General features: G+C 52.1%; 10 protein-coding genes. 4 read left to right on the top strand and 6 right to left on the bottom strand.

Translation table 11 applies throughout. The annotated features are described in order from the left end of the window. Nucleotides 1-74: 74 nt before the first annotated feature. The 4 genes from glgX to glgB all read right to left on the bottom strand — a co-directional run bounded on the left by glgX (nt 75) and on the right by glgB (nt 8,866). A complete protein-coding gene (gene glgX / locus DBZ16_RS00575; protein WP_107812553.1) occupies nt 75-2,075 on the bottom strand; it encodes a glycogen debranching protein GlgX in 2,001 nt (666 codons plus the stop codon). A 179-nt stretch (nt 2,076-2,254) separates the two neighbouring features. After that, the gene (locus DBZ16_RS00570) at nt 2,255-3,310 is read right to left on the bottom strand and encodes an HlyD family secretion protein (RefSeq protein WP_107812552.1); all 1,056 of its coding nucleotides are present in this window, start codon (nt 3,308-3,310) and stop codon (nt 2,255-2,257) included. 20 nt (nt 3,311-3,330) lie between these two features. Further along, nucleotides 3,331-4,002 (bottom strand): hypothetical protein, encoded by a 672-nt coding sequence (locus tag DBZ16_RS00565; protein WP_107812551.1) that lies wholly within the window; start codon nt 4,000-4,002, stop codon nt 3,331-3,333. Between the two features lie 550 nt (nt 4,003-4,552). Continuing rightward, entirely contained in the window at nt 4,553-8,866 is a 4,314-nt protein-coding gene (glgB, locus tag DBZ16_RS00555) for a 1,4-alpha-glucan branching protein GlgB (protein WP_107812550.1), read from the bottom strand. Between the two features lie 480 nt (nt 8,867-9,346). Between glgB and DBZ16_RS00550 the strand changes: the two genes are divergently transcribed. After that, the gene (locus tag DBZ16_RS00550) at nt 9,347-9,592 is read left to right on the top strand and encodes a hypothetical protein (RefSeq protein WP_070498890.1); all 246 of its coding nucleotides are present in this window, start codon (nt 9,347-9,349) and stop codon (nt 9,590-9,592) included. A gap of 56 nt (nt 9,593-9,648) precedes the next feature. Beyond that, nucleotides 9,649-9,978 carry an NGK_0946 family protein gene (locus DBZ16_RS00545; protein ID WP_107812549.1) on the top strand — a complete coding sequence of 110 codons (330 nt, stop codon included), beginning with the start codon at nt 9,649-9,651 and terminating at the stop codon, nt 9,976-9,978. A gap of 163 nt (nt 9,979-10,141) precedes the next feature. On the opposite strand, the gene nrdD is transcribed toward DBZ16_RS00545, so the two are convergent. Further along, nucleotides 10,142-11,923 carry an anaerobic ribonucleoside-triphosphate reductase gene (nrdD, locus tag DBZ16_RS00540; RefSeq protein ID WP_107812548.1) on the bottom strand — a complete coding sequence of 594 codons (1,782 nt, stop codon included), beginning with the start codon at nt 11,921-11,923 and terminating at the stop codon, nt 10,142-10,144. Nucleotides 11,924-11,957: 34 nt separating this feature from the next. Next, the gene (gene nrdG / locus DBZ16_RS00535) at nt 11,958-12,494 is read right to left on the bottom strand and encodes an anaerobic ribonucleoside-triphosphate reductase activating protein (RefSeq protein WP_107812547.1); all 537 of its coding nucleotides are present in this window, start codon (nt 12,492-12,494) and stop codon (nt 11,958-11,960) included. 447 nt (nt 12,495-12,941) lie between these two features. Here nrdG and uvrA point away from each other — a divergent pair, with 447 nt between their 5' ends. Together uvrA and DBZ16_RS00525 are read left to right on the top strand one after the other, a co-directional pair. Next, the gene (uvrA, locus tag DBZ16_RS00530; protein WP_107812546.1) at nt 12,942-15,812 is read left to right on the top strand and encodes an excinuclease ABC subunit UvrA; all 2,871 of its coding nucleotides are present in this window, start codon (nt 12,942-12,944) and stop codon (nt 15,810-15,812) included. 52 nt (nt 15,813-15,864) lie between these two features. Beyond that, nucleotides 15,865-16,323 (top strand): toll/interleukin-1 receptor domain-containing protein, encoded by a 459-nt coding sequence (locus DBZ16_RS00525; RefSeq protein ID WP_107812545.1) that lies wholly within the window; start codon nt 15,865-15,867, stop codon nt 16,321-16,323. Nucleotides 16,324-16,375: the final 52 nt, after the last annotated feature.

Genomic DNA, 16,375 nt, shown 5'->3' with positions numbered 1-16,375 from the left:
ATCTCCAGCATTATAACTGAGACATCATGAATAACAGGTTTATCCCTTAAAAACATCTCGCTAACTAAAAAGCATTATTTATCCGGCGATGCGTTTGTACGATGCAAAACCCAAATACCCATATGTTCGACTGTCAGCTTGCCATCTGTATTGTAATTAAACTTCTCAGATGGTACGCAAGAAAGCTGCCAACTTCCTTGAGGCAGGTTAAATATTTGTCGACTGCGTTTGGCGTTGATCAACAGCAGCCATTCATCGTCCAAGACAATCTGCATGGCTTTTGCGCTGCGATTGTGCCAGTAAAGTTCGCTCATCGGTTCGCCTTCCGCATTGAGCCAGCCGACGCGCTCTTTTTCCCACCAAACGTCATCGCCCAGTAACTTAATTTCTTGACGCAGGCGGATTAAATCGCGCGTATAGCCTTGCAATGTTTCGTCCGCCTGATGCCAATCCAGCCAAGTAATCGGGTTATCCTGACAATAGCTGTTGTTGTTGCCCTGTTGGCTGTTGCCGAACTCGTCGCCCGCCAGCAGCATGGGTGTACCGTTGGCAAGGAACAGCGAGGCAAGCAAGGCTTTGGCGGTGTAGGAGCGGTCTTCCAAAACCGCCACATCTTCGGTTTCGCCTTCGATGCCGTGGTTGTAGCTGATGTTTTCGTTATGCCCGTCGCGGTTGTCTTCGCCGTTGGCATGGTTGTGTTTTTCGTTGTAGCTGACCAAATCGCGCAGCGTAAAACCGTCGTGTGCGGTGATGAAATTGATGCTGGCGGAAGGATGGCGCCCGCTGTGGTTGAAAATATCAGACGACCCCGCCAGACGTTCGGCAAATGCGCCCAAATTGCCGCTTTCCCACACCCAAAATGCGCGCATATCGTCACGGAAACGTCCGTTCCACTCGGCAAAAGGCTGCGGGAAATTGCCCAAGTGATAGCCGCCTTCGCCGATGTCCCACGCCTCGACAATCAGTTTGCAGCGTGCCAACACGGGGTCTTGGTACACCACCTGAAAAAAGCGTCCGTAAGCCTGAAAATCCGGTTCCCGCCCCAATACCGTTCCCAAGTCGAAGCGGAAACCGTCCACATGAAATGTTTCCGCCCAATAACGCAGGCTGTCCGCCGCCCAACGGGTTACGTCGCGGCGGACGATGTTCAACGTATTGCCGCAGCCCGACCAATTTTCATAGCTGCCGTCGGGCTTCAGCCAATACCACAAAGCATTGTCTATACCGCGCTGGCACAGCATCGGACCTTTTTCATCCTGCTCGGCGGTATGGTTGTATACGACATCCAAAATCACCTCCAAACCTGCTTGGTGCAAGGTTTTGACGGCTTGTTTGAACTCTTCCGCCGCGCGTTCGGCATCGGCGGCATAAGACGGCTCGACGGCAAAATGGGAATAAGTGTTGTAGCCCCAATAATTGCTCAAGCCCATTTTTTGCAGGTGGTATTCGTCCAAATGCTGGTGTACCGGCAGCAGCTCGACGGCGGTCACGCCCAAAGTTTTCAAATAATCAATCACGCGCGAATCAGTCAGCGCTTGATACGTTCCCGCGTGTTCCAAATCTGGGAACTGCTTGGTAAACCCTTTAACATGGGCTTCATACACTACCGTCCTGCCCCACGGATGGTTCGGACGGCGCTCGTTGCCCCAATCAAAATCATCATCGCCCACCACCACGCTTTTGGGTGCCATCGCCGCATTGTCCCGCTCGTCTTCCGGACGAAACCACGCCATTTCCTCATCGTCCCGATAACTCGGTTTGCCGTCGATTTTTTTTGAATACGGGTCAATCAACAATTTGTTCGGATTGAAACACGAGCCACTCGGCGCATCAGCGCGTCCGTAAACACGAAAACCATACCGCTGCCCCGCCCCGACCCCCGGCACAAAGCCGTAAAACACCGACCCACGCCGCGAAGGCATTTCCAAACGGGTTTCTCCTCCCTTGTCAAAGAGACACAGCTCGACTTTTTCGGCATGGATGGAAAACAGCGCAAAATTCGCCCCTTCCTCGGTCAGCGACACGCCCATCGGATAAGGCGCACCTTCTTCAATGCGCCATGCTTTGGTTTTCATTTTGTTTGTCCTGATTTGATGGAAACGCGTTTGGCGGCGTTTCCAGATAGGTATTCTTTTTATAGTGGTGATGCTTAAAGGGAAAGAGGTCGTCTGAAAAGCAAAATCCCGTTTTCAGACGACCTCTTTTAGCCATAAACCTTTGTTTTCATATCAAGGCCGTCCGAATCCGTCAGATGCTAATTCGGCAACCTCACCGCCAGCTCGGCGGGCCATGCCCCTTTGTCGTCGGTTTTCACAAAACCGTTGCCCGTCAGCCCGCCTTTCAGCAGACGGTTGTATTTCACCGCCGTCTCACGCGGCACTTGCAATTTTACTTTAAACATCAGCTTCGCGCGTTCATCGACCGTTTCCACCGACTTGGGCGTAAACTGCGCATCCGTCGCGATGAATTTGATTTTGGCGGGGAACACCGCATCAATGCCGTCCAAACGGATACGCGCATCATCATTGACTTTCAGACGACTTATGCTGTCGGTCGGCAGGAAAATATTCATCGAAACATCGGCAGGATCCAGCAGGCTGACCACTTTCGAACCCGCTGCGACCACGTTGCCCGCTTCCGCAATGGTGTATTCCACCCTGCCCGCTATCGGTGCGCGGATATTCATATCATCGTTGGCGGATGTAGCCGATTTGACCGCCGCCCTCGCCTGTTCCACACCGGCGCGCGCTTCCGCTTGTGCGGCGGCACTTTGCGCCACCGTCGCCCGCGCTTCGTCCCGCGCCGCTTCAGCCGCCTTGACCGCCGCAACAGCGCGCTCATAATCCGCCTGACGCTTGGTAACTTCCGACTGCGACACCAGCTGGTCGGCAAGCAATTTGTGCGCATTGTCCAGCTCCATTTTCGCCACGCGCAGCTGCTGCCTGTTCGCGTCCACATTCGCCTGCGCGCGCGCAACCGTCTGTTTCATCTGCGCTTCGGCAGCTTTGGCGCGACCGACAGCCTCCTCTTGCCGCAATTCCGCCGCCCGCGCTTCTTCCAAACGGCTGTTGCTGGTTTCAGACGACAGCTCCGCCAGAATATCGCCCTCTTTCACATCTGCGCCCTCTTCCACCATTACCGCCTTCACCCGCCCCGGATACAGGCTCGCGACATCGATGCGGTTCAGCTCCAGCCGCCCGTTGGATTGCGCAATCCATGCAGGCAAAGTTTCTTTCTGGTTTTGAAGGACATACCACATACCGCCCGCAGCCAGCGCGACGGCAAGAGAAGCAATAACAGCTTTTTTCATATTGCGTTACACCTTAATCGTCAAAACGGACGCTCCTTAGAGCGGTAATGCGGAAACAGCGCGGCAAACGCCCAATCTATCCTTTGGTGGATGGACGAATCGGTCAGCAAATCTTCATGCCGCCCGTTCATCTCATCGGTCAGTATCCCCAGCATCCGATAGCGCGTGTTCATAATCATTGGCGAAATCACCGCACCGTTGAGAAACTCAAACTGATTCAACAATTCCAATTCCGGCACATCTTCCCTGCCGTTGCACGCTTTAATATGCCGAATCATCCCGTAGGCAAGCATCTTATGCTGCTTTTTCAACGCTTTGGTAATCAAATCGACGCCCTCTTCGCTGTCCAGCAGCATCCTGTGTATCCACACCAAATGCTCGCGTATCGTAACCGCCAGCCGCCAGACAATCTGATACAGCCGCTCCGTATCTTCGATATTTTGGGCAAAATCGAACGACACCCGCCCCAAAGCCCGATTGCTGTATTCGATCAACATCGCCTTCACAAATTCGTCTTTGTCGGCAAACATCCTGTTGAACGTTTCCAAATTAGAATTCAAATGCTCCGCGATCGCCTGCTCGGACAGCCGCTTGTAGCCGCATCTAGGATAAAAACAAATGCCTGCGGAAATAAATTGCGCACTGGTCACACCGTTCATTATCTTCACCTCATCTGCCTGTATTGTTGTCATAGGACAAATATCCAAGACCCAAATGAAACAAAAATCTTCTGAAATATCAGACCGCCTGCGGACGCTGCCGTCGTAAACCACGCCTCATCCCAAGCCGAGCCGATACAAATGCCAACCAACCGTTATTTTATCAAGCACGCAAAACGTCCCGATTCCGTCATCCGGTCTGTTTTTTTTATTTCACTATATAACAAACCGCCCCCGCCTTCAATGCAAGCCATCTTCCAATTATCATTAAAATCCGATAGTTAAATTGTTTTACGTCCAACAGGTCGTCTGAAAATACAGTTTCGGAAGATTCCTGAAAAATCATCGAAATAAATAGAAACCCTGCAAACCGAGAATTATGGAAAAGCAGTTTGGACGGTTTGCCGATATTCCGGCTCGCTCGAAAATCGCGTTGCAAACATTAACGAATGTGGAAATAAACCTTAACCGCTGCTCCAAAAAATTTCAGACGACCTCTTCATCTCAAAAGGTCGTCTGAAAAAGCAAAGCGGTTGGTTTGAACCTGTTTTTCTGCGTTCAAAAAAACAAGTTCAGTTCAAGATTACGCTTCGCCTTCTACTTTATCGGCGTCCTCTGTTCCACTGGCTTCAGCAGCTTTGTAGAGGTAAACCGTTGCCAGCGGCGGTACTTTGACGGTGAGCGAGTTGGATTTGCCGTGCGACCAGATTTCTTCGGTTTGCAAGGCTTGTCCGGCGGATACGCCGCTGCCGTTGTAGCCGGGGTCGTCTGAATTGAGGATTTCGCGGTATTCGCCGGCTTCGTTCACGCCGAAGCGGTAGCTGTCGTGGACGACGGGCGTGAAGTTGCTGATGACGATGACGCGGTTACCTTCGCGGTCGCGGCGTTCGAAGACGAAGACGGAATTGTTGCCGTCGTCGGCGACCAGCCATTCGAAGCCTTCCGGCCATTGGTCGAGCTGGTAAAGCGGCGCGGTGTCTTTATAGACGTGGTTCAAATCGCGTACGAAGTTTTGTACGCCTTTGTGCCAGCCGCCTTCTTGGTCGAGCAGGAACCAATCCAATCCTTCGTTGTAGTTCCACTCTCTGCCTTGCGCGAACTCGTTGCCCATAAACAAAAGTTTTTTGCCGGGGAAGCCGTACATGAAGCCGTAGTAGGCGCGCAGGTTGGCGAATTGCTGCCAGCAGTCGCCGGGCATCCGTCCGAGCAGCGAGCGTTTGCCGTGGACAACTTCGTCGTGCGAGAGCGGCAGGACGAAGTTTTCGCTGTATTGGTACATCATGCCGAAGGTCATTTTGTTGTGGTGGTATTTGCGGTTGATAGGGTCTTCCATCATGTAGCGCAAGGTGTCGTTCATCCAGCCCATATTCCATTTGTAACTGAAGTTCAAGCCTTCTTGACGGGTTACGTTGGCGAACGAGGTGGATTCTTCGGCGATTTCGGTGGCGGAGGGGACGACCTCTTTCAACATGGTGTTGGTATCGCGTAGAAAGGCGATGGCTTCGAGGTTTTCATGTCCGCCGTATTGGTTGGGTATCCACTCGCCGTCTTTGCGCGAGTAGTTGCGGTAAATCATGGAGGCGACGGCGTCCACGCGGATACCGTCGAAGCCGAAACGTTCTATCCAATACAGGGCATTGCCTTGCAGGAAGTTTTTGACTTCGTTCCTGCCGAAGTTGTAAATCAGGGTGTTCCAGTCTTGGTGGTAGCCTTCGCGCGGGTCGGCGTGTTCGTACAGCGCAGTGCCGTCAAACTTGGCAAGCCCGTGGTCGTCGGTCGGGAAGTGTCCGACCACCCAGTCGAGGATGACGCCGATACCTTCGTCGTGGGCAGCTTTAATCAGGGTGCGCAATTCGTCGGGCGAACCGAAACGGCTGGTCGGCGCATACAATCCGGTCGCCTGATAGCCCCACGAGCCGTCAAACGGGTATTCGGACACGGGCAGGAATTCGATATGGGTGAATCCCATGTCTTTGACGTATGCGACCAATTCTTTAGCGAGCTGTTCGTAAGTCAGCCAAAAGTTGTTTTCGGGATTGCGTTTCCATGAACCCAAATGCACTTCGTAAATGCTGATGGGCGCGTCAATGGCGTTGGCGCGGGCGCGGAAGTCGGGTGTATCCACTTTTTCCGGCAAACCGCGCACGACAGACGCCGTATTCGGACGCAACTCTGCGCCGAAGGCATACGGGTCGGTTTTTTGCCGCACATCGCCGTTGGCATCGCGGATTTCAAATTTGTAGAGGGCGTTCAGTTTCACAGCGGGGATAAAGATGTCCCAGATGCCGTTATCGCGGTGGAAACGCATGACGTGGCGGCGGCCGTCCCAGTGGTTGAATTCGCCGATGACGGACACGCGCTGCGCGTTCGGTGCCCATACGGCAAAGCTGACACCTTTTACGCCGTCCACTTCGGCAAAATGCGCGCCTAAAGTTTCATAAGGACGCAGGTGTTTGCCTTCCGCCAGCAACCAAGAATCCATGTCCTTCAAAGCAGAACCGAAGCGGTATGGGTCTTCTTCGCGCACAGGCTCGGCATCTTCGGCATAACGGACGTTCAAAGCGTAATCGGGCGCGCCTTCGGGCAGCACGGCAACGAAGAATCCGCGTTCATCGACTTTTTCAGACGACGTAATCAGTTCGCCGTTTTCACGGTTTACAATGTCCACACCCGAAGCGTTCGGAATCAGGGTTCGCACGACCTCGTCGCCTTCGGCAAGGCGGTGTCGTCCTAAATAGGCAAACAAATCGCTGTGGGTGGCAAGAAACAGGCTTTCGACCGTGTCGCGTTCGACTTGGTCAAGCTCGTGATAAGGCTTCATCCGGCTGTTTTTCTTCATGCGTACCTCTCCAATCATGGCAAGTTGGCCGCCCATCAGGCGGTTGTGGGGAAAATCTTCAAGCGCGACGGGCATTTTGCGCGCCCAGTTGGGATAACCCTCGGCAACACCCGGCACATTCAAGTTGTCGCTCATGCCCAGCAGGTTTTCTAGCTGCACCGCATATAGTTTGCTGCGGCTCATGGCGGCATATTTGTGTAAGGCGGTAAGCAGCGTTTCGTCGGTTTCAGACGACATCTCGGCATCAGGAGGCAGGCAGCCCGTATGTCTCAACTTATCGAACAAATCCGCTTTGTCGTGTTCACGCGCTTCCAAGGTCGTCTGAAAAGTTTCCGCATCGGGAATCGTACCCAAGCGGAACATCAAATCCAAATCCCTGCCCGTCCAATAGCCCGCTAAGGGCGCGACATCGTGTGTGCTGATCACCGTAATCGCCTGTTCTGGATATTCTTCGGGTAATTCAAAGCCGTGCCAGCCTTTGCTGAAATACACGACCTTATAAGAAAACACCTGATAACGGTTCAGCAAATAACGCGCTTGGTCGGGTACCGTCCCCAAATCCTCGCCGATAACGACGCATTGGTTCCGCCGGCTTTCCAAAGCCAGAATGGCAAACATTACATCCGCGTCGTAATGCACATACGCGCCAAAGTCCGCCGTCTCGCCCGCAACCCACCACCACAGACGGCACAAAGCCATCACATGATCGATGCGCAAGATGCCGTAAAGCCGCATATTTTCACGCAAAAGACGGACAAACTTCTCATAACCCGTGTGCTTCAACACCGTCGGATTGAGCGGCGGCAAATTCCAGTTTTGCCCCGTCGGGCTGAACGGATCGGGTGGCGCACCGACCGCCATATCCATGCAGTAGTCGGCGCGATTGAGCCAAGTGTCCGCGCTGCCGCGAGCTACGCCGACCGCCAAATCACCGTAAATGCCGAGCTTCACGCCGCGCGCCGCAGCCGCTTCATTCACTTCGCGCAACTGTTCCGCGCAAAGCCATTGCAGCCACATATAAAAACGGATTTCGCGGCGGTGTCCCTGTGCAAATCGTTGAACCGCCTCGCCATTCGGATCATGAAACTCCAACGGCCAAGAGAGCCAACCCACTTCGCCGGAACGGTTGTAATACTGATCCAACGCCTCAAACAAGCCGAAGCCTTCCAAAGCCTCGCTGTGTTCTTCAACAAAGGCGTCAAATGCCGCCCGCTCTTGTTTGGCGGCTTCGCATTCATCGTTTTCAAACGCATCAAATGCCTTCTGTAAAGCATCACGCTTAAACGCCCAAACCGCCGTATAAGCAACGGTTTCCGTAATCCGCAACGCCGCAATGCGCTGGCAGATATTCGGCTGCTTGAGCCAGTTTTTCAGCTTTTCGTTGTAGGAGAACGCACCAACCTTCTCCACATCCAGATAAATCGGATTGAGCCATTCGCGCGAAGACGGACTGTACGGGCTGGCAAAAGCAGGCTTGGCACTAAAAAGCGCGTGCAGCGGATTGATGCCGATAAAATCCAGTTGCTTATCCGCCGCAAACGCCATCAAATTCAGTAAATCGGTAAAATCCCCGATGCCCCAGTTCCGCTGCGAACGCAGGCTGTACAAATGCGTCGTCAGCCCGTTCATGCGCAAACCGTGTTCCAGCATTTTCGGCTGATAAACCGACTGCGGCGCAACCACCAGCCGTACCTTGCGGACAATGTCTTCTACTTCTGCAAACAATGTATAATAACCGCAAGCCAAAGCCGGCAGCGCCACCCAAAGCACACCGTTTTCGCCATGGTTCAACGCCAAAACCTGCCGTCCGCCCGCTTCGTCTTCCAAGCAAATTTCAGCCGCGCCATGGAACTCGGAAGGCAGTTGTAAAGATTCCCGACCGTTTTCATGCGCGACCAAAGTATCCGTATAAAGGTCGTCTGAAAAACCGTCCTGCTGCAAAGCCTTAATAATCCCTTCCAAAACCTCGGGCTTGGTCGCATGATAAATTCCACCGATGTCGTGGAAACCCAAATCAATACCCAAGCCCAGAGCCTGCTCTTCCAAATGTTCGCTCATGACACAATTCGCCTGTTTACAATAAACCGAATCTTAATATAAATAAGATTGAATGTTTCCCATAATTCAGAGAAAACAACCGTTCAGACCAAGATTTCCCTGCTTAGTTTGACTTATCCCAAAATTTTGGATGATGGCTCTAAAAGTATGCCGACGAAACAGCAGGGACATATTTCCGTTGGTTCAACAATCAGCATAGACATTTCCCTTTCCATATCTGATTCGCTTTTATTGATACTCAAATAAATTTTTACAGTAATTATTTATCAGGAAACTTTCACGCAAACCCAATGCAGCAGGCAATTTCTACCCGAAAAATCATTTAATTTGTACATTTCATATTTGAAATAAATTCTGAAACATTCGTTAACATAATTTTTTGAATTGCTACAGAAGTTTTAACTTGTAAATTCCATAAGATTAAAATAATATACAGAAAATTTCTTAACCAGCCCTTCTTTTCATCTGAGATTATCATATATGTTAAAACAAACTATTTTATTGACTGCTCTGATTGGTGCGCTTACCGGCTGTACTTACGGCCACATGCACTACTCACCATCCTATGAACAAGAAGCCACCATGCGTGCCGACTCACGCCGCGTTCAAGCTGACGAACGTGCAGAACGTGCAGAACGCCGCCGCGAGCGCCGTCAAGAAATGATGGATGAAGCCGATGCAATCAACCGCGCCAACCGCAACAACCGCATCTACATCCTCCACTAATAGCCGGCCCTTACGGATTATTTGATTTTTAATTTACATTTCAAACAGGTAACATTATGAAAAATAAAATCGCAGCCCTGCTCTTGGTTTCTTTCGTTATCACCGGTTGCTCCGCTCCCGGCGGTTCCGTAGGCGATTTGGCTATCGGTAGCGACTCCGCCGCCATCAAAGCAGGCCGCAACCGCGAATCTGCACAACTCTCCCGTGCCGAGCTGGAACAACACCGCCGTCAACGTACCAACGTTTCAGAAGAGCTGGCATTGGAACGTGAAAAACGCCAAGACAAACGTGACCAAGTCAACGGCGCAATGGGTACCGCAGCCAATGCAGTCGGCTTGATTGGCGGTATCGCAGGTACTGCCGCTTTGATCAAAGCTTGGTTCTAATTTAACAGGTATTCGTAAAAACGACCGGTACGGCGTATCGGTCGTTTTTCTTATTCTTGGCTTCAAACTCGTTCATCCTTATATAAATTCATAAACAAAACCCCAAAGGTCGTCTGAAAACCTCAAAACCAGTTTTCAGACGACCTTTATCTATTGAATACCATCAAGCCGCTTTGCGGTGGTAATGCCGTAGCGCGTGTTCTTTGCGCCGTCCGCTCGAGAAGGCGGATACGCGTTTCAGATAACCAATAACGCGGGTACCGTAGTCGATGTTGTGGCTGCCACAGGCGGAACAGGCGTGCAGGGTGCGTTTGTCGATGTGGCCGCATTCGTTGCAGATGGTGATGCGCACGTTCACGCAGAAGTAGTTGCAGCCGGTTTGTGCGGCGATGTCCAAGAGCGAGCGGTAGCCGGATTCTGGCAGGGCTTCGTCAAGGTTCAGGTGCAGCGCGGAGCCGCCGTCGAGCCAGTCCACCAGTTCTTTGCCGTGCAGCAGGAATTTGTCGAGCGCGTTGATTTCTTCGTCTTCGACGACGTAGAAATAGGAGTTGTAGCATTCGCGGCTGACTTGGTAGCCGTCGGCTTTGTCCCATTTGGCGTTTTTCACGCCGAGGTTTTCGGCGGGGACAAACTCGGTGTTGAACTTCACGCCGTAGTGTTTGCTGGCGGCTTGGTTGGCTTCGAATATGGTTTTCAGACGGCCTTGGACGAAGTTGATATAGTCGTCGTTGTAGCCGACCTTGATGCCTTGCGATTCGGCGGCTTCCGCCATGCCGTTGATGCCGATGGTGAGGAACTGTTTGTCCAACGTGATGAAGCCTGCATCGTAAACGGGCAGCATTCCGGCGGCTTGGTATTCTTCCATCAGTTTGCGGTAGGCGTATTGGTATTTGTGGATTTTGGCGACTTCGGCGGCAAGGTCGCGCCCGTCTTGCTCCAACCGGTTCATATTGATGGTGATGACGTTGATGGAACCGGTCGCTACACCGCCCGCACCGAGTGTATAGCTGAAGGTTCGGTCTTCGATGGCGTTTCGCAGACGGCAGCAGGAAGCCAACGAGTCGGGGTTGTCAGAAAGATAGACGAAGAAGGAATTGCCTTCCGCCAACTCTTTCGCCATTTCGCCGGCGAACACGGTGTCTTTGCATTTGCCGCCGTCGGTCAGCATCGCGGCGGTAACGACGGGGAAGGTCAAAACAGCTTTGGTGCGTTCCTGATTGAACCATTTGAGGAAGAAGTTTTGCAGCTTTGCCACGCTCGCCCACACCGGTTTGCTGAAATCGGGGAAGACGAAATCGCCGAACATCGCGTCGAAATAGTATTGATCGTAAACGGAAATATTCCAAAATACGCTCTGATAGCCCCGCGCGGCGGCGGGCTGGTTGATGCTGTACACCACCTGCTGCATGTGGTTGGCGATTTCTTTGCCGTGGGTTTCCAAATAATCGTCGCCGTAGTCTTTGCGGGCGAAGTAATCGAAATAGGTCAGAAATTCCACTGTCGCCACCGCGCCGGCAAACTGCGCGCTGATGGCAAACACAAGATTGATAAACGAGCCGCAAAACGATGCCAGATGCTGCGGCGCCTTAGATTCGCCGCCGAGTTTGCTTAACCCGTCGAGCAGGAAGGGATACAGCGTAACCGACACACAATAAGGCTTGAGGCTGGTTTCGTCGTGCACATAAATCTCGTGCGCCTCAATCTGGCGGATGTATTCGTCGGCAACGGATTGGTCGAAAATTTCGGCGATTTTGCGCGACATTTGGGCGCGGTTAATCTGCACGAAAAAGTCTTTCATAATTTCCGCTTCCATAGTGGCGATGTTTTTCTGGGTAACGTTGGCATTGGCGTCCATTTTCGAACCGTCCGCCGCGTTTTGCGCGCTGATGTAGTCATGCATGAATTGCAGTTTGCCGTTTAACTGTTCGGGATGCAGCCGAATCATGTTAATTCCTCCTGTGTGGGTTGGATAAAAAGCCTCAGGCCGTCTGAAAAGCGGCCGCCTGCGGCTGAATCGTAATCGGGATGATTTTGGGCGCGGGTTTGTCTTTGATAAACAAGCGGTTCAACACCTCGCCCGTACGCAAATCGATAAATTTCTGATTAGTTGTCGGGCTGTCCAAGCCGCCCAGCTCCATCTGCCAGCGGCCGGTTTTCAGATACGTCAGATAAGGCAGGATGCCGTCTGAAACCGCCTCCAGCTCCTCACGCTCCAAACCGGTGTACAAACAGGCTTTCAAACCCGCCTGCGTCACGATGCCCAACATTTTCTGCAAGGCTTTCGGCTGCCATTCCCCGCCCATAAACAACACGCAGCTAATCAGCCCGCGATAGCGTTTCAGACGACCTCTCAAATAATCCTCGGTCAATTCCGTGCCGATACCTTCTTTCCACGCATCGGCGCTATGGCAGCCTTTGCAGCGCAGCGGGCAGCCTGAAAACAGAAACGCCAGCGACACTTCGCCCGGCACTTCCTGCCATACAATTTGCTCGACTGTGAATTTCAACGCTGTCATGACTTACTACTCATAAATACAATATATGGTGCGAATTAAATCACAAGAACACAAGATATAGTATTTTTATTTAACAATGCAACAAACCGATATGATAGTTTTTAATAATCCTCTATATTAAAAATCCAAATCAAAACGCAGCTTAAATATAAAAAAGCCGTACTCGGGAAACATGCTTCACATTTCCCAATACGGCTGTTACGCCATCATGTTTTTTAAAATACACATCCTTTTCTTAGAGCACGACCTTGTTCGTATAGCGAAAAACCCAAAAAGATAAGCAAACTCCGTAATAACAAAAGCTATTAACAATCCCTTCCATCCCAATGACCAAAGGTCGTCTGAAAATCCTCTTCCCGGCTTTTCAGACGACCTTTCTCAATCTGAAACCCAAGCGAAAAGTGTTACAATAGCCGTTTTATTTTAGCCGCTTAAGGCAGTCCGACCATGTGCAACCACCATCATCAAAACGAGAGCAAAACTCCCCGTTCAGAAGCCTGCGACAACAACACCATCCGCATCCGCGGCGCACGCACGCATAATTTGAAAAACGTTGATTTGGACATTCCGCGCCACAAGCTGGTGGTGGTCACGGGGCTGTCGGGCAGCGGCAAGTCGTCGCTGGCGTTTGACACGCTCTATGCCGAAGGGCAGCGTCGTTATGTCGAAAGCCTGTCCGCCTATGCGCGGCAGTTTTTACAGATGATGGACAAACCCGACGTCGATTTGATCGAAGGTCTGTCGCCCGCGATTTCCATCGAGCAGAAATCCACCAGCCACAACCCACGTTCCACCGTCGGCACGGTTACGGAAATCCATGATTACCTGCGCCTTTTGTACGCCCGCGTCGGTACGCCGTATTGCCCCGAACACAATCTGCCGCTGTCCAGCCAAACCGTGTCGCAGATGGTCGATGCCGTGTTGAAGCTGCCGGAAGACACGCGCGTGATGATTCTGGCGCCGGCGGTGCGCGAGCGTAAGGGCGAATTTGTCGATTTCTTTGCCGACTTGCAGGCGCAGGGTTTTGCGCGCGTGCGCGTGGACGGCGAGGTCTATCAGTTGGACGAAGTACCGAAGCTGGAAAAAAACATCAAGCACAATATCGACGTGGTCATCGACCGCGTGAAAGTGAAGGCGGACATCAAGCAGCGGCTGGCGGAAAGTTTTGAAACCGCGCTGCGCCACGGCAACGAGCGCGCGCTGGCGATGGAAATGGACAGCGGCGAAGAGCATTGGTTTTCCGCGCGTTTCGCCTGCCCCGTGTGTTCGTACAGCCTGCCCGAATTAGAGCCGCGCCTTTTTTCGTTCAACAACCCGATGGGTTCCTGCCCGACTTGCGACGGCTTGGGCAACACCAATTTCTTCGACCCCGAAAAAGTGGTTGCCCATCCCGAATTATCGCTGGCAACGGGCGCGATTGACGGCTGGGACAAACGCAACCAGTTCTATTTCCAAATGATTCAATCGCTGGCGCGGCATTATGGTTTCGATGTGCAGGCTGCTTGGGAAACGCTACCTGAAAAAGTCAAAAAAGTCGTGCTGCACGGCTCGGGCAAAGAAGTCATTGATTTCACTTACCTGTCCGAACGCGGCACCACCTTCAACCGCAGCCACGCCTTCGAAGGCATCATTCCCAATCTCGAACGCCGCTACCGCGAAACCGACAGCGAAACCGTGCGCGAAAAACTGCGCGAATACCAAAACCACCGCGCCTGCCCGAGCTGCAGCGGCGCACGTTTGCGCAAAGAAGCGCGCTACGTTTACGTCAGCGGCGAACCGTTGCACGAAGTCTCCGCTTGGCCGTTGACCAAAACCCACCAATTCTTCGAAACGCTGGATTTGGACGGCAACAAAAAACAAATCGCCGAAAAAATCCTCAAAGAAATCACCGAACGGCTCGGCTTTTTGATTAACGTCGGGCTGGATTACCTGAATCTCTCTCGCTCCGCCGAAACCCTCTCCGGCGGCGAAGCCCAGCGCATCCGCCTCGCCAGCCAAATCGGCAGCGGCCTGACCGGCGTAATGTACGTTTTGGACGAACCCTCCATCGGCCTGCACCAGCGCGACAACGACCGCCTGCTCGCCACCCTCAAACGCCTGCGCGATTTGGGCAACAGCGTGATTGTGGTCGAACACGACGAAGACGCCATCCGCGAAGCCGATTTCGTCGTCGATATGGGTCCCGGCGCGGGCGAACACGGCGGCAACGTACTGATTGCCGACACGCCTGAAAACGTCGCCAAATGCGAAAAATCCGTGACCGGACAATACCTCAGCGGCAAAAAATCCATTGCCGTGCCGTCTGAACGCACGCCCGTCAATCCCGACCGAATGCTCGTCCTCAAAGGCGCGCGCGGCAACAACCTCAAAAACGTAACCCTCGAACTGCCGCTCGGTTTGATTACCTGCATAACCGGAGTATCCGGCAGCGGCAAATCCACCCTGATTAACGACACCCTCGCCAAAATCACCGCCCGCGAACTAAACCGCGCCCAAGAAGAACCCGCCCCATACGACGACATCCACGGCCTCGAACACCTCGACAAAGTCATCAACGTCGACCAATCCCCCATCGGTCGCACCCCGCGCTCCAACCCCGCCACCTACACCGGCCTGTTCACCCCCATCCGCGAACTCTTCGCCGGCGTGCCCCTCTCGCGCGAACGCGGCTACAACGTCGGCAGATTCTCCTTCAACGTCAAAGGCGGCCGCTGCGAAGCCTGCCAAGGCGACGGCGTGATTAAAGTCGAAATGCACTTCCTGCCCGATGTGTACGTCCCCTGCGAAGTCTGCCACGGCAAACGCTACAACCGCGAAACGCTCGAAATCCAATACAAAGGCAAAAACATCAGCCAAGTCCTTGACATGACCGTCGAAGAAGCCCGCGAATTTTTCGACGCCGTCCCCACCGTATCGCGCAAACTGCAAACCCTGATGGACGTAGGTCTGGGCTATATCCGCCTCGGCCAGTCCGCCACCACCCTCTCCGGCGGCGAAGCCCAGCGCGTCAAACTCGCCTTGGAACTCTCCAAACGCGACACCGGCAGAACGCTCTACATCCTCGACGAACCCACCACCGGCCTGCACTTCGCCGACATCGCCCTGCTGCTGGAAGTCATAGGTCGTCTGAAAGGCAAAGGCAACTCGATTGTGATTATCGAGCATAATCTGGATGTGATTAAAACCGCGGATTGGATTGTGGATTTGGGGCCGGAAGGTGGTGATGGCGGGGGGAGGATTATTGCTTCAGGTAGCCCTGAGCAGGTGGCGAAGGTTAAGGGGAGTTATACTGGGAAGTATTTGAAGGTTATCTTGTAATATATCAAAATTATTACCAAATTCGTATTTTCAAAATATTTAGGAGCTTGAAATGACAAAAAAGGTATTTATCAGTTATAGCCATAAAGACGAGGCATTCAAAAATGAATTGGAAAATCATTTATCCTCTTTAAAACGTCAGGGATTAATCGATATTTGGCATGATCGTTGTATCAATCCAGGGGAAGAGTGGAAAAGTTCAATTGATGACAATCTAAATACTAGTGATATTATTTTATTTTTAGTTAGTTCAGATTTTCTAGCATCTAATTACTGCATGGATATAGAAGCAAAACAAGCTATTAAACAGCATGAGGAACATAGATCAGTACTAGTACCAGTTGTTGTTAGATCTGTACGTTGGCACAATGAAATGTTTAGCAAGTTCCAAGCATTACCCAAGGACGCAAAGGCAATTTCATCTTATCCTGACCGGGACTCAGCATGGTGCGAAGTAGTTGATGGTATTGGAAAAATTCTGGAAAATTTAAAAAAAAAGAAACTGCACTAATAACACCAAATGAGGAAAAAATAAAAGGAGTGAATTTCTCATTTCTATTAGA

The organism is Neisseria sicca, assembly GCF_003044565.1.
GTDB lineage: Bacteria > Pseudomonadota > Gammaproteobacteria > Burkholderiales > Neisseriaceae > Neisseria > Neisseria sicca_A.
This window is presented reverse-complemented; position numbering and strand designations above follow the sequence as displayed.